The 16,019-nt window shown below is 69.5% G+C and carries 14 protein-coding genes; 4 read left to right on the top strand and 10 right to left on the bottom strand.

The annotated features are described in order from the left end of the window. Window positions 1–105: 105 nt before the first annotated feature. Both ABD331_RS32875 and ABD331_RS32870 read right to left on the bottom strand, forming a co-directional pair. On the bottom strand, window positions 106–1,578 hold the full coding sequence (locus ABD331_RS32875; protein ID WP_344483298.1) for a serine/threonine-protein kinase: 1,473 nt from the start codon (window positions 1,576–1,578) through the stop codon (window positions 106–108). Beyond that, on the bottom strand, window positions 1,568–3,064 hold the full coding sequence (locus ABD331_RS32870; protein WP_344483295.1) for a protein kinase domain-containing protein: 1,497 nt from the start codon (window positions 3,062–3,064) through the stop codon (window positions 1,568–1,570). Before ABD331_RS32870 ends, ABD331_RS32875 begins: the two co-directional genes overlap by 11 nt. A 75-nt stretch (window positions 3,065–3,139) precedes the next feature. On the opposite strand from ABD331_RS32870, the gene ABD331_RS32865 reads away from it, so the two are divergent. Beyond that, complete coding sequence (locus ABD331_RS32865; protein WP_344483292.1) at window positions 3,140–4,864, top strand: DEDD exonuclease domain-containing protein; 1,725 nt, start codon at window positions 3,140–3,142, stop codon at window positions 4,862–4,864. Between the two features lie 17 nt (window positions 4,865–4,881). Continuing rightward, window positions 4,882–5,169 carry an Lrp/AsnC family transcriptional regulator gene (locus ABD331_RS32860; RefSeq protein WP_148438053.1) on the top strand — a complete coding sequence of 96 codons (288 nt, stop codon included), beginning with the start codon at window positions 4,882–4,884 and terminating at the stop codon, window positions 5,167–5,169. Window positions 5,170–5,470: 301 nt separating this feature from the next. Here ABD331_RS32860 and qcrB read toward each other — a convergent pair whose 3' ends face one another. Genes qcrB through ctaE form a run of 4 tightly spaced genes read right to left on the bottom strand, consistent with a single transcriptional unit; the run spans window position 5,471 to window position 9,712 of the window. Further along, a complete protein-coding gene (gene qcrB, locus ABD331_RS32855; protein WP_344483289.1) occupies window positions 5,471–7,129 on the bottom strand; it encodes a cytochrome bc1 complex cytochrome b subunit in 1,659 nt (552 codons plus the stop codon). Then, a complete protein-coding gene (qcrA, locus tag ABD331_RS32850; RefSeq protein ID WP_344483286.1) occupies window positions 7,126–8,238 on the bottom strand; it encodes a cytochrome bc1 complex Rieske iron-sulfur subunit in 1,113 nt (370 codons plus the stop codon). The genes qcrB and qcrA overlap by 4 nt, the downstream gene beginning before the upstream one ends. Continuing rightward, on the bottom strand, window positions 8,235–9,044 hold the full coding sequence (gene qcrC / locus ABD331_RS32845; RefSeq protein ID WP_344483283.1) for a cytochrome bc1 complex diheme cytochrome c subunit: 810 nt from the start codon (window positions 9,042–9,044) through the stop codon (window positions 8,235–8,237). The genes qcrA and qcrC overlap by 4 nt, the downstream gene beginning before the upstream one ends. A gap of 14 nt (window positions 9,045–9,058) precedes the next feature. Continuing rightward, window positions 9,059–9,712, bottom strand: a complete 654-nt coding sequence (gene ctaE / locus ABD331_RS32840) for an aa3-type cytochrome oxidase subunit III (RefSeq protein WP_344483280.1) — start codon at window positions 9,710–9,712, stop codon at window positions 9,059–9,061. A 179-nt stretch (window positions 9,713–9,891) separates the two neighbouring features. Between ctaE and ABD331_RS32835 the strand changes: the two genes are divergently transcribed. Together ABD331_RS32835 and trpD are read left to right on the top strand one after the other, a co-directional pair. Beyond that, window positions 9,892–10,317, top strand: a complete 426-nt coding sequence (locus ABD331_RS32835) for a response regulator (protein WP_344483277.1) — start codon at window positions 9,892–9,894, stop codon at window positions 10,315–10,317. A gap of 6 nt (window positions 10,318–10,323) precedes the next feature. Then, window positions 10,324–11,373, top strand: a complete 1,050-nt coding sequence (gene trpD, locus ABD331_RS32830) for an anthranilate phosphoribosyltransferase (RefSeq protein ID WP_344483273.1) — start codon at window positions 10,324–10,326, stop codon at window positions 11,371–11,373. Between the two features lie 351 nt (window positions 11,374–11,724). Here trpD and ABD331_RS32825 read toward each other — a convergent pair whose 3' ends face one another. The 4 genes from ABD331_RS32825 to ctaC all read right to left on the bottom strand — a co-directional run bounded on the left by ABD331_RS32825 (window position 11,725) and on the right by ctaC (window position 15,956). After that, complete coding sequence (locus tag ABD331_RS32825; protein WP_344483270.1) at window positions 11,725–12,930, bottom strand: L,D-transpeptidase; 1,206 nt, start codon at window positions 12,928–12,930, stop codon at window positions 11,725–11,727. 145 nt (window positions 12,931–13,075) lie between these two features. Then, entirely contained in the window at window positions 13,076–13,489 is a 414-nt protein-coding gene (locus tag ABD331_RS32820) for a cytochrome c oxidase subunit 4 (protein ID WP_148438045.1), read from the bottom strand. Then, complete coding sequence (gene ctaD / locus ABD331_RS32815) at window positions 13,489–15,162, bottom strand: aa3-type cytochrome oxidase subunit I (RefSeq protein ID WP_344483265.1); 1,674 nt, start codon at window positions 15,160–15,162, stop codon at window positions 13,489–13,491. Before ctaD ends, ABD331_RS32820 begins: the two co-directional genes overlap by 1 nt. Further along, the gene (gene ctaC / locus ABD331_RS32810) at window positions 15,159–15,956 is read right to left on the bottom strand and encodes an aa3-type cytochrome oxidase subunit II (protein WP_262379926.1); all 798 of its coding nucleotides are present in this window, start codon (window positions 15,954–15,956) and stop codon (window positions 15,159–15,161) included. The genes ctaD and ctaC overlap by 4 nt, the downstream gene beginning before the upstream one ends. Between the last annotated feature and the right edge of the window lie 63 nt (window positions 15,957–16,019).

The following is a 16,019-nucleotide window of genomic DNA, read 5'->3' as shown; positions in this document are numbered from 1 at the left end:
TCGCTACCGGGGTTCACTGGGACTCCTGGGGTTGCCCTGACTTGCGGGGAGACATGGTAGTCACACCCCTTGCAAGCTGCTTGCAGCATCTTCGACGGTTACAGGTCATTTCGCCAGCGCCGCCACGATCATCCGGGCCGCCGCGACAGCCGTCTGAGGGTCGGCCACCGCCTCGGCCGACTTGCCGGGCGCGGCCTCGACGTCCACGTCCTCGCGGTGCCACACCACCTCCACGAGCAGGTTGCTCGTGCGGAGGAGCAGGATGCTGTCGGCCATGCCGCTCTGGTCGGAGTCGAGGTAGAACTTGAAGCCGTTCTGCCTGATCGCCGCCTCGCCAAGGCCGGGGACCTCGCGGATGGGCCCGTACGCCTGCCGCTGGCTGACGCCCTCGGCGGCGGCGCGCGTGCTTTTCTCGCTGGCGAAGCGGCGCTGCGCCACGGCGGGGCCGTCGAGGTCGCGGGTGGGCTGCTCAGCCCAGACGCGCACGATGAGGCGGCGTGCCGGGTACGTGCTCTCGCGGACGAGCCACTGGCACTCGCCGGGCCGGGTGAGGCTGCGTTCCGGCTTGCTCTTGGTGAAGCCGGTGACCTGGGCGTCGGTGAGCAGGGTGCACGGGTCGGGCGCGGTGGCGTACCGGCCGATGTCCTTGCCGCCGAGCGCGGCGGCGGCGTACCAGCCGCCCGCGCCCAGCGCCACGACGGCGGCGAGCACGGCGGGCAGCAGCCACCACCTGCGCCTGCGCGCGGGGCGCTGGGGGGCCGCGCCCGGGCCGGCCAGCCCGCTCAGCACCTGGCGGACCTGGGCGGCGGTGGGACGGGCGGCGGGGTTCTTGGCGAGCATGGCCATGAGCAGGCCGCCCAATTCGCGCCCGGCCCTGGCGGGGAACGGCGGCTCGTGCAGCAGCACCGCGGCGGCGACGGCGGCGGGCAGCGCCCGCTCGAACGGCGCGCGCCCCTCCACGGCCGTATAGAGGCTCGCGCCGAGTGACCACAGGTCGGCGGACGGGCCCGACGGCTGCTCGTTGAGCCGTTCCGGAGCCATGTAGCCGGGCGATCCCGCGCTGCCGAACATGTCGCCCCTGCCGCCCATCGGCGCGGCGATGCCGAAGTCGGTGAGCATGGCGGAGCCGTCGGCGTCGAGCAGGATGTTGGCGGGCTTGACGTCCTGGTGCAGCAGGCCGTGCGCGTGCGCGACCTCCAGCGCCGACAGCACGCGCAGCCCGACGGCGGCCACGAAGCCCGGCGGCAGCGGCCCCCGCTCCTTGATCACCTTGTCGAGGGAGCGGCCGGTGGTCAGGTCCATGATGATCCACGGCTGGCCGCCTTCGAGCACCACGTCGTGCACGAGGACGATGGCCGGGTCGCGCAGCCGTCCGGCGGACCTGGCCTCGTGCATGGCGCGGTCGGCGAACTCCGCCCGCTCCCGCTGGTCCAGCCCGTCGGGCACGCGCACCTGCTTGACGGCGACCTGCCGGTCGAGCATCTCGTCGATGGCCCGCCACACGGTGCCCGCGCCGCCCTGCCCGAGCCGCTCGATCAGCCGGTAACGGCCCGCCAGCAGGTAGAGGTCACCCGGCATCGCGCAACGCCTGCTCGCTCGCCTGCGCGGCTTTCAGGGCCGCCTGCTTGATGTCCTCGTCGGTCGGCTTGTCGGACAGTGTCGTGTATTCGACGCTCACCACCAGGTTGGCCAGCCGGTAGTAGACGTGCGCCGAGACCAGGCGGCCCGACGGCCCCTTCAGCTCGAAGCCGAACGCCTCCTCGCCGACGCCGGCGACCTGGCGCACCGGCGTGCGCGTCGCCCGCGTCGACTTGGTCACCCCGATCTCGGGCCAGTTCCAGTCGATGGTGTCGTACTTGGCCCAGTAGCGCTGCTGGTTCGTGAACAGCCTGCGCGCCGAGGCCTCGGTCATGGACCAGGGGTCCACGGTGTCGGAGTCGCGCTGCACCTGGAGGCCCACGCCGGTGCCCTGCAGCGGCCAGCCGCACTTGGGGCCCGCCTCGTCGGAGTCGGGCTTGCCCGCGGGCGGCTGCTGGGTGCGGAGCAGCCCGCCGACCGCCTGCGGGGCGATGAGCGTGCACACGTCCATCGGCACGGTGAACGCGCCGGCGGCGCCCGCGCCGCGGTTCATCAGCACGAACCCCGTCGCGCCCGCTCCCCCGAGCACCACCACCGCCGCCGCGGCGATCCAGAGCACGGCCCGGCGGCGCCCCTTGACCGGCGCCGTCACCTCGGCGCCGGTGGGCAGCCGCGGCGCGGGACGGCCCGCCGCGACCTGCCGCAGCACCTCCACGGCCACGCGCGGGTCGGGACGGGCGGCGGGCTGGTAGGCCATCATCGCGGTCACCACCGGCCCCAGCTCGCCCTGCACGGGCGGCACCGGCTGCGTCAGCGTGGCGCGGATGCGCTGGGCCGCCGAGCCCTCGTAGGCGGGCGCGCCCCTCAGCGCCATGTGCAGCGTCGCGCCGAGCGACCACACGTCGCTGGCCGGGCCGCCGGGCTGGCCCTCCAGCCGCTCGGGCGCGATGAACCCCGGCGAGCCGATCGTCAGCCCCTGCTCGGTGATCGTGGTCTGGCCCTCCTGCCTGGCGATGCCGAAGTCGGTGAGCACCACCCGGCCGCTCTCGGTCAGGAACACGTTGCCCGGCTTGACGTCGCGGTGCTGCATGCCCTGGGCGTGCGCGACCGTCAGCGCCTCCAGCACGTCGGCGCCGATCCTGGCGACGTACTCGGGCGGCATGGGGCCGAACTCGCGCACGGTGTCGGCGAGCGTGCGGCCCCGCAGCAGCTCCATGACCAGCCACGGCCGCTCGTGCTCGACGACCACGTCGTGCAGCGCCACGATGCCCGGGTGGCGCAGCCGCGCCATCGCCTGCGCCTCGCGCACGGCCCTGGTCACCAGGTCGTGGCGCTCCTTGTCGGACATCCCCTCGGGCAGCGTGAGCTCCTTGACCGCGACGTCGCGATCAAGCATCTCGTCCCTGGCCAGCCACACTTTTCCCATGCCGCCCGCGCCCAGCGGACGAAGCAGGGTATATCGGCCGGCAAGTCTTCCCGCGGACATAAAGGGAAGGGTAACTAAGGATCAAGAGGGGTGCTTACTCGTTCCTGTCGGTCGTTCTCTCTATGGTCTTGGTTCGTGGACGCGGTACAAGGCACTCTCGACGAGCTCGGCACGCCGCTGAGCGAAGTCACGTTCGTCGTGTTCGACCTCGAGACGACCGGCGGCTCGCCGGCGGAGGACGCCATCACCGAGATCGGCGCGGTCAAGGTGCGGGCGGGCGAGGTGCTCGGCGAGTTCTCGACGCTGGTAGACCCAGGGGGGCCGATCCCGCCGTTCATCTCCGTGCTGACCGGCATCACCGACGCGATGGTGATGGCCGCACCCAAGATCGAGTCGGTGCTGCCGAGCTTCCTGGAGTTCATCCGGGGGTCCACGCTGGTGGCGCACAACGCCGGGTTCGACACCCGTTTCGTCAAGGCCGCGTGCGCCGCGCTCGGCTATCCCCCGCCGGGCAACCCGGTCGTCGACACCGTCGATCTGGCCAGGCGCGTGCTGACCCGCGACGAGACGCCCAACGCCAAGCTGGCCACCCTGGCCAGGTTCTTCCGCAGCCCCACGGAGCCGTGCCACCGCGCCCTGCAGGACGCCAGGGCCACGGTCGACGTGCTGCACGGGCTGATCGAGCGGGCCGGGTCCTTCCAGGTGCACACGCTGGAGGAGCTCAAGTCGTTCGTCCGCGCCCCCACCCCCGAGCAGCAGCGCAAGCGCCACCTCGCCGAGTCGGTGCCGCACGCCCCCGGCGTCTACCTGTTCGAGGACGAGCGCGGCGAGGTCCTCTACATCGGCAAGAGCACCAACCTGCGCAACCGCGTGCGCTCCTACTTCACCGCCGGCGAGACCCGCCCCCGCATCCGCGAGATGATCGGCATCGCCGAGCGGGTGCGCCACATCGTCTGCGCCACCGCGCTGGAGGCGGAGGTGCGCGAGCTGCGCCTGATCGGCGGCGCCAAGCCGCGCTACAACCGCCGCTCCCGCTTCCCCGAGAAGATGGTGTGGCTCAAGCTCACCACCGACGTCTTCCCCCGGCTGTCGATCGTGCGCGAGGTCAAGGACGACGGCGCCACCTACCTGGGCCCCTTCACCAGCACCCGCCAGGCCGACGACGCCCGCATCGCCCTGCACGAGGCCGTCCCGCTGCGCCAGTGCACCCAGCCGGTCACGCTGCGCACCAGGCGGGCGGCGTGCGTGCTGCACGAGATGGGCCGCTGCGGCGCGCCCTGCGAGGGCAGGCAGAGCCCCGAGGAGTACGCCGTCCACGTCGAGAGCGCCCGCCGCGCCATGACCCTCGACGCCTCCCCCGTCTTCAGCGCCGTGTCGGCCCGTATGGAGCGCCTGTCGGTCGAGCAGCGTTACGAGGAGGCGTCGGTCGATCGTGACCGGCTGGCCTCCTTCGTCCGTACGGCGGCGCGCATGCAGCGGCTCAGCGCCATCACCCGCATCCCGCAGCTCGTGGCCGCCAGCCCGGCCTTCGGCGGCGGCTGGGACATCCACGTGGTCCGCTACGGTCGGCTCGCCGCGGCCGGGGTCATGCCGAAGGGCACCCATCCGACCGCCTTCGTCGCCTCCCTGAAGGCCGCCGCCGAGGTCGTCATCCCCGGCCCCGGCCCCGTGCCCGCGGCCAGCGCCGAGGAGACGGAGTGCATCCTGCGCTGGCTGGAGTCGCCGGGGCTGCGGCTGGTGGAGGTGGACGGCGAATGGAGCCTGCCGGTGCACGGCGCGGGCCGGCACAAGGCTCGCATTGACCTCGCTTACCGGCATCTCGACCAACGCCGCCCTCGGGAGGGGCGACCTTTGAGGTGAAACGATAGAGTTGATACATGGTCACGGCTATCGTCCACATCAATGCAGAGGTAGACCGGATCCCGGAGGTCGCCCAGACGATCGCCGAGATCGAGGGGGTCAGCGAGGTCTACTCCATCACCGGCGAGTACGACCTGCTGGCGATGGTGCGGGTCGCGGCGTACGAGGAGATCGCCGAGGTGGTGCCCGGGCGGATCAACAAGGTCGCCGGGGTGCTGCACACCGAGACGCACATCGCCTTCCGCGCCTACTCCAAGCACGACCTGGACGCGGCCTTCTCGATCGGCTTCCCCGAGTCCGACTGACCGCCCTCTTACGGCCCGCGCCCACCCCGCCCAGGGCCGCCGTGCGTCACAGCGCTGACCGCATGCCGCCGCCCTGGCCCCGCGTGCGCCACACCACCGGCCGCCACGCCCCGCGCCACCGCCCCAGCGCATCGCGCCACCGCGCACCGCCCTCGCACGCCACGCCACCGTCCATCGCGCCGCACGCCATGACTCCGTAGGCCGCGCTCGCCTCGCCCCATGGGGCCGGCCGAACGAGGGCGGCAACGCCGACGGGCCCGGACGAGTTTCTCGTCCGGGCCCGCGGTGTGTGGCGTCAGGATCAGTGCGTGATGCTGCGGTCCTCGCCCCCACCACTGCCGATGGCGGCGTGCTCGTCATCGTGCTCGTGCCCGTGCCCGTCCTCCAGCGGGATCTTCTCCCCGCCGTAAGCCTTGGACATGCGCCCGCGCAGCTTGCCGAGCGGCCCGCGCATGCCCTTCGGCGGGATGCCCGAGGTGTCCTCGCCCACCGGCAGCATCGGCACGGCTTCCTTGCCGCGCATGTGCGCCTCGATGTCGTCCGACGGCGGCGTGTGGACCTCGATGAACTCACCGTGCGGCAGGCGCTTGATCACGCCGGACTCCACACCGTGCGAGATGATCGCCTGGTCGGAGCGCTGCAGGCCGAGGCAGATGCGGTAGGTGATCAGGTACGCCAGCGCCGGCGCGACGAAGATCAGCACACGGCCCGCGTAGGTCGTGTGGTTCAGGCTGACGTGGAAGTTGGCCGCGATCTCGTCGTTGGCGCCGAGCAGCCACAGCACACCGTAGAACGTCATCGCGGAGATGCCGATCGAGGTGCGGTGCGGGTTGTTGCGCGGGCGGTCGGCGATGTGGTGCTCGCGGTTGTCGCCGGTCACCCACCGTTCCAGGAACGGGTACAGCGCCAGGCCGGTCATGATGATGCCCATCGGCACCAGCGCCGGGATGATGACGCTCAGCGGCAGCGTGCCCGCGTGGGACGTGCCGAAGAGGTTGATCTCCCACGGCGGCATGATGCGCAGCGCGCCTTCGAGGAAGCCCATGTAGAAGTCGGGCTGCGAACCCGCCGACACGTCGGCCGGCGTGTACGGGCCGAACAGCCAGATCGGGTTGATCTGGGTGAACGTGGCCAGGCCGCTGATCACGCCGAGCGTGAACAGGAAGTAGGCGCCGGCCTTGAGCATGAACGCCGGGTAGAACGGGGCGCCCACGACGTTCTGGTTGGTGCGGCCCTTGCCCGGCATCTGCGTGTGCTTCTGCACCCACATGAGCACCATGTGCGCCGTGACCAGCGCCAGGATGATGCCCGGGATGAGCAGGATGTGCAGCGAGTAGAAGCGGGCGATGACGTCCTCGCCCGGATACTCCCCGCCGAACAGGAAGAACGTGATGTACGTGCCCACCAGCGGCAGCGAGATCGCCACGCCCTCGGTGATCCGCAGACCGGCGCCGGAGAGCAGGTCGTCGGGGAGGGAGTAGCCGGTCAGGCCCTCGGCCAGCGCCAGCGTCAGCAGGAGCACGCCGATGATCCAGTTGATCTCGCGCGGCTTGCGGTACGCGCCGGTGAAGAACACCCGCAGCGCGTGGACCATCATGCCGGCCACGAAGAGCAGGGCCGCCCAGTGGTGCATCTGCCGGATGAGCAGACCACCCCGGACGTCGAAGCTGATCTCCAGCGACGACGCGTAGGCCTCGGACATCATGACGCCCTTGAGCGGCGCGTACGAGCCGTCGTAGGCGACCTCCATCATGCTGGGCTTGAACCAGAGCGTCAGGAACGTGCCGGTCAGCAGCAGGATGACGAACGAGTAGAGCGCGATCTCGCCCAGCAGGAACGACCAGTGGTCAGGGAAGATCTTGCGCAGGTTGCGCTTGAGTGCGTTGGCGCCGCCGAGGCGCTCGTCGAGGAAGTTCGACGGCCCGGCGATGGCCTTCGGTACGGCCTTCAGCTCACTCATGCCTGGCCTCCCTTCTCCCTTGCCGCGGCCTCCGCGTCACCGCGCTCCCAGTAGCTGGGACCGACCGGCACCTCGAAGTCGCCCTGGGCGATGAGGTAGCCCTCGGCGTCGACGGAGATCGGCAGCTGCGGCAGCGGCCGGGCGGCCGGACCGAAGATGACCTTGGCGCCGTCGGCGGCGTCGAACGTCGACTGGTGGCACGGGCAGAGGATGTGGTGGGTGTTCTGCTCGTAGAGTGCGGCGGGGCAGCCCACGTGGGTGCAGATCTTGGAGTACGCGACGATGCCGTCGTGGGTCCAGTTGAGCCTGGTGCCGCCCTTGATCTCGTCAGGACGGAACTTGATCAGGATCAGCGTGGCCTTGGCCAGCGCGTTCAGATCGTGCTCGTAGCCCTCGGGGACGACCGACAGGATGCCGCCGGGCGAGTTGAAGTCGGCGGCCCTGATGGGCTGGCCGGTGCCCTCGACGACGAGCCTGAGCGGCTTGCCCTCCTTGTTCTTCTCGCCCCACACCGTGTGCCTGAGCTCGTCGTTGAACCGAGCGCCGGGCATCCGGCTGTTGTCGAGGTCGCGCAGCAGCACCAGCGGCACGAGGCCGAGCGGCGCGGCCGCCAGCAGCAGCGTGCGGCGCAGCAGCTTGTGCTTGACGAAGCCGCTCTCGTTGGCGCCCCGGACGAACGTCTCCGCGACGACGTCGCGGTCGCGCTCGTCGGAGGCCATCGGGTGGCGCTCCTGGATCAGGGAGTACTTCGGCATGATCTGGCGGACCCAGATCACGATGCCGACCGCCAGACCCAGGATCGCGATGGTGAGCGAGCTGCCCAGCGCCAGGTTGGAGGTGCCCGTCGCCTCGGGGCTGCCGACCTGGAAGTACACGTAGGAGATGATGAACGCGATGGCCGCGAGGAACGTGATCGTGAAGCAGAGCGCCACGATCTTCTCGGCCTTGCGGGCCTTGGCCGGGTCCTGCAGCGTCACGCCGGGGACTTCCTGGTCGGCCTCCGCCGTTTCCGCGGTGCCGAGCATCGAGGTGCCCGGTGCGGGAGTGCCGATGACGCGCTTGGGCACGCGCTCATCCGGCTGCTCGATCTCGTGCTCGTTGTCTGTCATGACTTCTGTCGCTTCTTCGCGGTGATCCAGATGGCGGCTAGTGCGAGGGCTGCGATGCCCACCACAAACGCTACGAGACCTTCGGTGACCGGGCCAATGCGGCCGAGGCCGAAACCACCCGGGTCGCGCTGCTCGCGCACCTGGGTGATGTAGGCGATCATGCTGCGCTTCTCTTCGGGCGTGATCGTCGTGTCGTTGAAGACCGGCATGGCCTGCGGACCGGTGACCATGGCCTCGTAGATCTGCGTCGGCGTCGCCTCGTTGAGGTTGGGCGCGTACTTGCCCTGCGTCAGCGCACCACCGGCGCCGACCCAGTTGTGGCACTGGATGCAGTTGGCGCGGAACAGCTCGCCGCCCTTGCCGGCGTCACCGAGCTTGGCGTCGACGTGCTCCGCGGGCGGGACCTGCGGGCCGCCGCCGAGCGACTGCACGTAGGCCGCGATCTGCCGCGTCGTGGTCTCGTTGACCCAGGGGGCCAGCGGCTTGCGCGGCGCCTGCGGGCCGGGCGCGCCGGCCGGCATGCGGCCGGTGCTCATCTGGAAGTCGACGGCCGCGGCGCCGACGCCGATGAGCGTGGGCGCCGTCTGGGTGCCCTGCGCGTTGGTGCCGTGGCAGCTCATGCAGTGCGCTTCGAACAGGCTCCTGCCCTCGGCCACGTCATCGACCTTGCCTGTCGCCAATGCCGCGTCGGCAGGCTTACCCGCCTGGACAAAGGCGGCGTATACCATCCCGACCAGCGCCAACGCCAAAATCAGGACGGCATATCTCGCGAGGGGATGCCGCCGCCAAGCGGTGATCCTAGTCACAGAGATCCCGTTCCTTAACGAATGATGTAGATGGTCGCGAAAAGACCGATCCAGACGACGTCTACGAAGTGCCAGTAGTAGGACACGACGATCGCGCTGGTGGCCTGCTCATGCGTGAAGCGCTTCGCGGCGTACGTGCGTCCCAGCATGAACAGGAACGCGATCAGGCCACCGGTCACGTGCAGGCCGTGGAAGCCCGTCGTCAGGTAGAACACCGAGGTGTAGGCGTTAGCGGACAAGGTCGCGCCCTCTGACGCCAGCTCCATGTACTCGTACAGCTGACCGGCGACGAAGACGGCGCCCATCAGGAAGCTGACGATGTACCAGAAGCGGAGCTTGCCGACCTGCCCCTTCTCCGCGGCCCACACACCAAGCTGGCACGTCACACTCGACAGAACCAGGATGATCGTGTTGGCCGTCGCGAACGGGATGTTCAGGTGAGCGCCCTCGGCGAGCTCCATGCCCGCCTGGTGCAGTGAAGGACCCCACTCGAGGCCCTTGCCCACGCTCACCGACCGGATGGTGAAGTACATCGCGAACAGCGCCGCGAAGAACATGAGCTCAGAGGACAGCCAGACGATCGTGCCCACACTGACCAGGTTCGGTCTGCGGTACGACTGTGCTGTCGTCGTCGAAGTTATTGCGGATGCTGTCGCCACGGGCAGCATTATTGCGGCTCCGGTGGTCGGTCCGGCGCACGACCCCCCGTTAGCAGGTCCAAACCGGTAGCCAAGCTGGGATAATTGCCGCATAACACCCACCAGGCATGGTGCCCTGGGTATGCATCCCGGCACACCGGTACGATCCCAGGTGACCATACCGCTTCGACTGATAGTGAGCGCGACCGATGTCCACTGGGAGCACCGACGAGAAGATGAAGGTCCTCGTCTACAGCGACGACGCCGCCACCCGGGCCGAGGTGAGCCAGGCCATCGGCAGGCGCCCCGCGGCCGACGTACCCCTCGTGGAGATCGTGGAGTGCGCCACCGAGCCCAAGGTCCACCAGTGGCTGGGCTCCGGCGAGATCGACGTGGCGATCCTCGACGGCGAGACGCAGCCCGCCGGCGGCATGGGCGTCTCCCGCCAGGCCAAGGACGAGGTCTACGACTGCCCGCCCATCTGCCTGATCATCGCCAGGCGCGACGACCGCTGGCTGGCCGACTGGTCCAAGGCCGACGCGGTCGTGTCGCAGCCCCTGGAGCCCATGGTCCTGGCCGACACCGTGGCCGACCTGATGCGCCGCCGCAACTCCACCCGTCTCAACGCTAAGTAGGTGCCCATGGACTCCCGGACGACCTGGCCCACCCTGCTTTCCGCTCTCCTGTCCGGAGAGCACCTCACTTCCGACGAGTCGGCCTGGGCGATGCGGGAGATCATGTCCGGCGCCGCGACGCCGTCCCAGATCGCCGGCTTCGTGATCGCGCTGCGCGCCAAGGGCGAGACCGTGGCCGAGGTCGTCGGGCTCGCCCGCACCATGCTCGACCTGGCCACGCCGCTGACCGTCGAGGGGCCCGTGGTCGACATCGTCGGCACCGGCGGCGACCGGGCGCACACCGTCAACGTCTCCACCATGGCCGCCGTCGTGGCCGCCGCGGCGGGCGCCAGAGTCGTCAAGCACGGCAACCGCGCCGCCTCCTCCTCCTGCGGCGCCGCCGACGTGCTGGAGCACCTCGGGATCCGGCTCGACCTCACGCCCGAGCAGACGGCGCAGGTCGCGCGCGACGCGGGCATCGCGTTCTGCTTCGCGCCCGTCTACCACCCCGCGCTGCGCCACGCCGGCCCCACGCGCAAGGAGATCGGCGTTCCCACGATCTTCAACTTCCTCGGCCCGCTCACCAACCCGGCCCGCCCTGCCGCCCAGGCCATCGGCGTCTACGACGCCGGCATGCTGCCGGTCCTCGCGGGCGTCTTCGCCGAGCGCGGCGTCTCCGCCCTGGTCTTCCGCGGCGACGACGGCCTGGACGAGCTGACCATCGCCGCCACCTCCACCGTCTGGGTGGTCAAGGACGGCACCGCGACCCAGACCTCGTTCGACCCGGCGGTGCTCGGCATCCCGCGCGCCGACGTGGGCGCGCTGCGCGGGGGTGACGTGGCGTTCAACGCACAGGCCGTGCACGACCTCGTCCGCGGCAAGACCGGGCCCGTGCGCGACGCCGTGCTGCTGAACGCGGCCGCCGCTCTGGTGGCGCTCAACGGGCCCGGTGAGGATCTCGACTCGGCGATGATCGACGGGTACGCGCGGGCGGTGCAGGCGGTGGACTCCGGGGCCGCGGCGGCCGTGCTCGATCGGTGGATCGAGGCCAGCGGGTCCTTCCGGCCCGCGTCCTGACGGCACCCGGCCGTCCCGGGCTCCGCACCGCTCCGGAGCCCGGCCCCGCGCCGCTGGCGCACGCCGCACACGCACGCCCGCGCCGCACCCGTACGCCACACGCGCACGCCCGTACGCTGCACGCGCACGCCGCCCGCCACTCAGCACACGCGCATCACCGAACGCGCGCACGCACCCCACACGCGCCGCTGAGGCGCGCACAGGCACCGCTCGTGGCACGACCGCTCAGGGCACGGCCGCTCAGCCTACGCAGGCGCGAGGTGCCGGACGGCGGGCGCGTGTGGTGGCCGGCGCGTGGCCAGGTCGCGGGGCGGCGGGCGGCGCGGCACGTGGAGGGCCGTCAGAAGGCTCTCAGCGCAGCGCCAGCGTCGGCCCCGCCTTCAGCGAGCTCCATTTGAGCCACTGCCTCCAGTTCTCCTGCCAGTGCCCCCACCCGTTGGTGGGCTCCAGCTTCCGCGGCGTCCCCGTGATGATGATCGGATCCCCGATCAACGTGTTCTTGATGAACCACGACGCGTTGTCCGGGCTGATGTTCACACACCCGTGGCTGACGTTCGAGTTCCCCTGCGACCCCACCGACCACGGCGCGCTGTGCACGTACTCGCCGCTGTTGGAGATCCGCACGGTGTTGTAGACGGTGAGCCGGTAGTACCCCGCCGACCCGGGCCCGATGCCCGGCGAGGTCATCACGGTGACGGGCTCGCGGGACATGGCCAGGTGGATGCCCGAGGTCGTGTAGTACTTCCACTGCCCGCCCTGCCCGGCGCTCATCGGCATGGTGCGGATCTTCTTGCCGTTGCGCCGGACGACGAGGACGTGCTCGTCGGTGCTGCCCTTGGTGATCTGCGAGCGGCCGATCTTGAAGTCGACGCGGACGTTCCGCTTGCCGTACATGCCGGGCGCGCCGCGCACTCCGGCCAGGTTGGCCTCGACCCGGACCTTGGTGTGGGCGGGCCAGTACTTCTCGGGACGGAAGTCCACGTGCTGGTTGTCGAACCAGTGCCAGGCGCCCTCGACCGGCTTGGAGCTGTGCACGGTGAGGTTGCGCTCGATGGCGATCCGGTCGGCGACGGGCTTGTCGAAGGCGATCATGACGGGCATGCCGACCCCGACGGTCAGACCGGTGTCGTCCTTGTTCGGGGTGATGGTCTCGATGTCGAAGACCTTGTCGCCCTTGGCCGTGGTGAACGCGCTCCTGGTCTCGAGCGACCGCCCCGAGGTGTCCAGGGAGACCGCGGTGACCGTGTAGGAGGTGCCTGGCCTGGCGGTGCCGACGCTGCGCCAGCGGGAGCCGTCGGAGCTGAGGACGCCCCGCAGCGGGCCGGCCTTGCCGCCGTCCACCTGGACGCTCTTCAGCCTGCCCCCGTGGACCGACACGACCACGGGCTGGTCCGTGGGCACATTCGCGCTCTTGTCCGCCGGAGAGACGCCTACAGGGGCGCCACGCGCCCCGCCTGCCATGGCGACCCCGTTCGGCTTCTCGGCGGGGCCCGCCGAGCACGCTGTCAGCAGCGCCAGGGCCAGCAGGCCGGCCGTTCCATACGCTCCGCGCCCCACGAGTACTCCCTCGTCCACGATCGAGCCACTTCTGCCTCCTTTATTACCCTGAGTGGTTGAATCACCACATCCGGACACTGGCAAAGAACACCAAAAAGCGGGCGTCCTCCCCCAAGGGAGAACGCCCGCTCCAGGCAGGTGCGGGTCAGTGCGAGAAGTGACCCCTGTAGTACTGGAAGACGAACCCGATCATGGCCATGATCACGAGGAAGACCCCGATCAGGAACATCCAGAAGCCGATCACGAACCCGGCGAAGGCGAAGGCCGCCGCCAGGCACAGGAACAGCGGCCACCAGCTGCTCGGGCTGAAGAAGCCCAGCTCGCCCGCGCCGTCGCTGATCTCGGCCTGCTTGTTGTCCTCCGGCTGGGCGCCGATGCGCCGCGCGGTGAACATCAGGTAGTAGCCGACCATGAACGCGAAGCCGACCGAGATGGCCATGGCGGTCGTGCCGACCGGCTCACCCTTGCCCGTGGCGGCCTTCGTCCAGAACCAGTAGGCGATGTCCACGCCGGCGAAGAAGACGCCGCACAGCAGGAACAACCATCCCTGCACCTTCATCAGGACTCAACCTCCGGGTGGTCGGACTTGGCGGTGGCGTGCGGGAACCGCTTGTCGAACGCGGGACGCTCGGACCGGATGCGCGGCAGCGAGGTGAAGTTGTGCCGCGGCGGCGGGCAGCTCGTGGCCCACTCCAGCGAGTTGCCGTAACCCCACGGGTCGTCGACGGTGACCTTGGGCGCGCTGCGCCAGGTCTTCCAGACGTTGTAGAAGAACGGCAGCGTCGAGGCGCCCAGCACGAACGCGCCCACGGAGGAGAGCAGGTTGAGGTCGGTGAAGCCGTCGGCCGGGCTGTAGTCGGCGTAACGGCGCGGGAAACCGGCCATGCCCAGCCAGTGCTGGACGAGGAACGTCGTGTGGAAGCCGATGAACAGCAGCCAGAAGTGCAGCTTGCCCAGCTTGTCGTCGAGCATCTTGCCGGTGAACTTGGGCCACCAGAAGTAGAACCCGGCGAACATCGCGAACACCACGGTGCCGAAGACCACGTAGTGGAAGTGGGCGACGACGAAGTAGGTGTCGCTGATGTGGAAGTCGAGCGGCGGCGAGGCCAGGATGACGCCCGTCAGACCGCCCAGGAGGAAGGTGATGAGGAAGCCGACCGAGAACAGCATCGGCGACTCGAAGCTGAGGTGGCCGCGCCACATCGTGCCGATCCAGTTGAAGAACTTCACCCCGGTGGGCACCGCGATGAGGAACGTCATGAACGAGAAGAACGGCAGCAGCACCTGCCCGGTCGGGAACATGTGGTGCGCCCAGACCGTGATGGACAGACCGGCGATCGAGATCGTCGCGGCCACCAGGCTGATGTAGCCGAAGACCGGCTTGCGGCTGAACACCGGGATGACCTCGGTCACGATGCCGAAGAACGGCAGCGCGATGATGTACACCTCGGGATGGCCGAAGAACCAGAACAGGTGCTGCCAGAGCAGCGCGCCGCCGTTGTCGGAGGCGAAGATGTGCGTGCCGAGCTTGCGGTCGGACTCCAGCGCCAGCAGCGCGGCGGCCAGCACCGGGAAGGCCATCAGCACGAGCATGCTGGTGAGCAGGATGTTCCAGGTGAACAGCGGCATCCGGAACATGGTCATGCCGGGCGCCCGCATGCAGATGATCGTGGTGATGAAGTTGACCGCGCCGAGGATCGTGCCCAGGCCGGACAGCGCCAGACCCATGATCCACAGGTCGCCGCCGATGCCGGGCGAGTTGATCGCGTTGGACAGCGGCGTGTAGGCGAACCAGCCGAACGAGGCCGCGCCGCCCGGGGTGAAGAAGCCGGAGACGGCGATGAGGCTGCCGAACAGGTAGAGCCAGTAGCTGACCATGTTCAGCCGCGGGAACGCCACGTCGGGGGCGCCGATCTGCAGCGGCATCAGCTCGTTGGCGAAGCCGGCGAACAGCGGCGTCGCGAACATCAGCAGCATGATCGTGCCGTGCATGGTGAACAGCTGGTTGAACTGCTCGTTGCTGGTGAACTGCAGCCCCGGCTGCGCCAGCTCGGCCCGCATGACGAGGGCCATCACGCCGCCGATGAGGAAGAAGGCGAACGACGTGATCAAGTACATGTGCCCGATGATCTTGTGATCAGTCGAGGACAGCCACTTGGCGATGATCTGACCCTTGGGGCTTCCCGTGGGCCGGACCGGCGCGGTCGTCAGGGGTTCGTGAATGGCGGTCACTGGGCACTCCCAGCCTGGTTGGTCGCGACGTACTGGTCGAACTCAGCCTGCGGAACGAGCTTCACGGAGAACAACATCCGGCTGTGGTCGACACCGCACAACTCGGCGCAGCGGCCGGCGTAGACGCCAGGCTTGTTGAGCGTCGTGATCTGGAACTTCCGGCCGGGGTCACCCTCGGGGATGCCCGGGATGACGTCCCGCTTGAACAGAAACTCCGGCACCCAGAACGAGTGGATGACGTCGTCGGTCTGCAGGTCGAACTCGACCTTCGTGTTCACCGGGAGGACGAGCTGCGGGCCGGCCTTGTAGTCGCTCACCGGCACGCCGGCGACGGGCTTGGTGCCCTTGCCCTGGACCGTGGTGGTGAAGCGCCAGCTCCACTGGAAGGCCTCGACCTTCACCTTGACCGGCGCGTTCCCGTCGACGCGGGCCAGCGCCTCGCTGTCGCGGGCGGTGAAGAAGAAGAACACCGACACCATCACCAGCGGGATCAAGGTGTAGAGCATCTCGATCGGCAGGTTGTAACGAACCTGCGGCGGCAGCTCTGCCTTGGCCCTGCGCTTGCGGTGGAAGATGCACGCCCAGATGATCAGGCCGATGACGACGGCACCCGTGGCGAGTGCGGCGATCCAGGCCCCGTTCCACAGATTCTGGACGATTTCGCCCTGCTCGGTGATGTGGTCGGGAAGAAGGCCGCGAGACCAGTTGGCCTCGGGGACGTCATTAGCACACGCCGTAGCAGTGGCCAGCAGCAACGCCAAAGCGGCGGCGCGCGGCACCCTGCGCCGGGCCAACGAACGCCGCGTCGTACGGCGAGTCGGACTCACGGATCGCCTACCCCACAGATGAAGCCCAAG

Source organism: Nonomuraea monospora (genome assembly GCF_039531895.1).
Classification (GTDB): Bacteria; Actinomycetota; Actinomycetes; order Streptosporangiales; family Streptosporangiaceae; genus Nonomuraea; species Nonomuraea monospora.
Note: the sequence above shows the minus strand (reverse complement) of the source record. Positions and strands in the feature narration are given on the sequence as shown.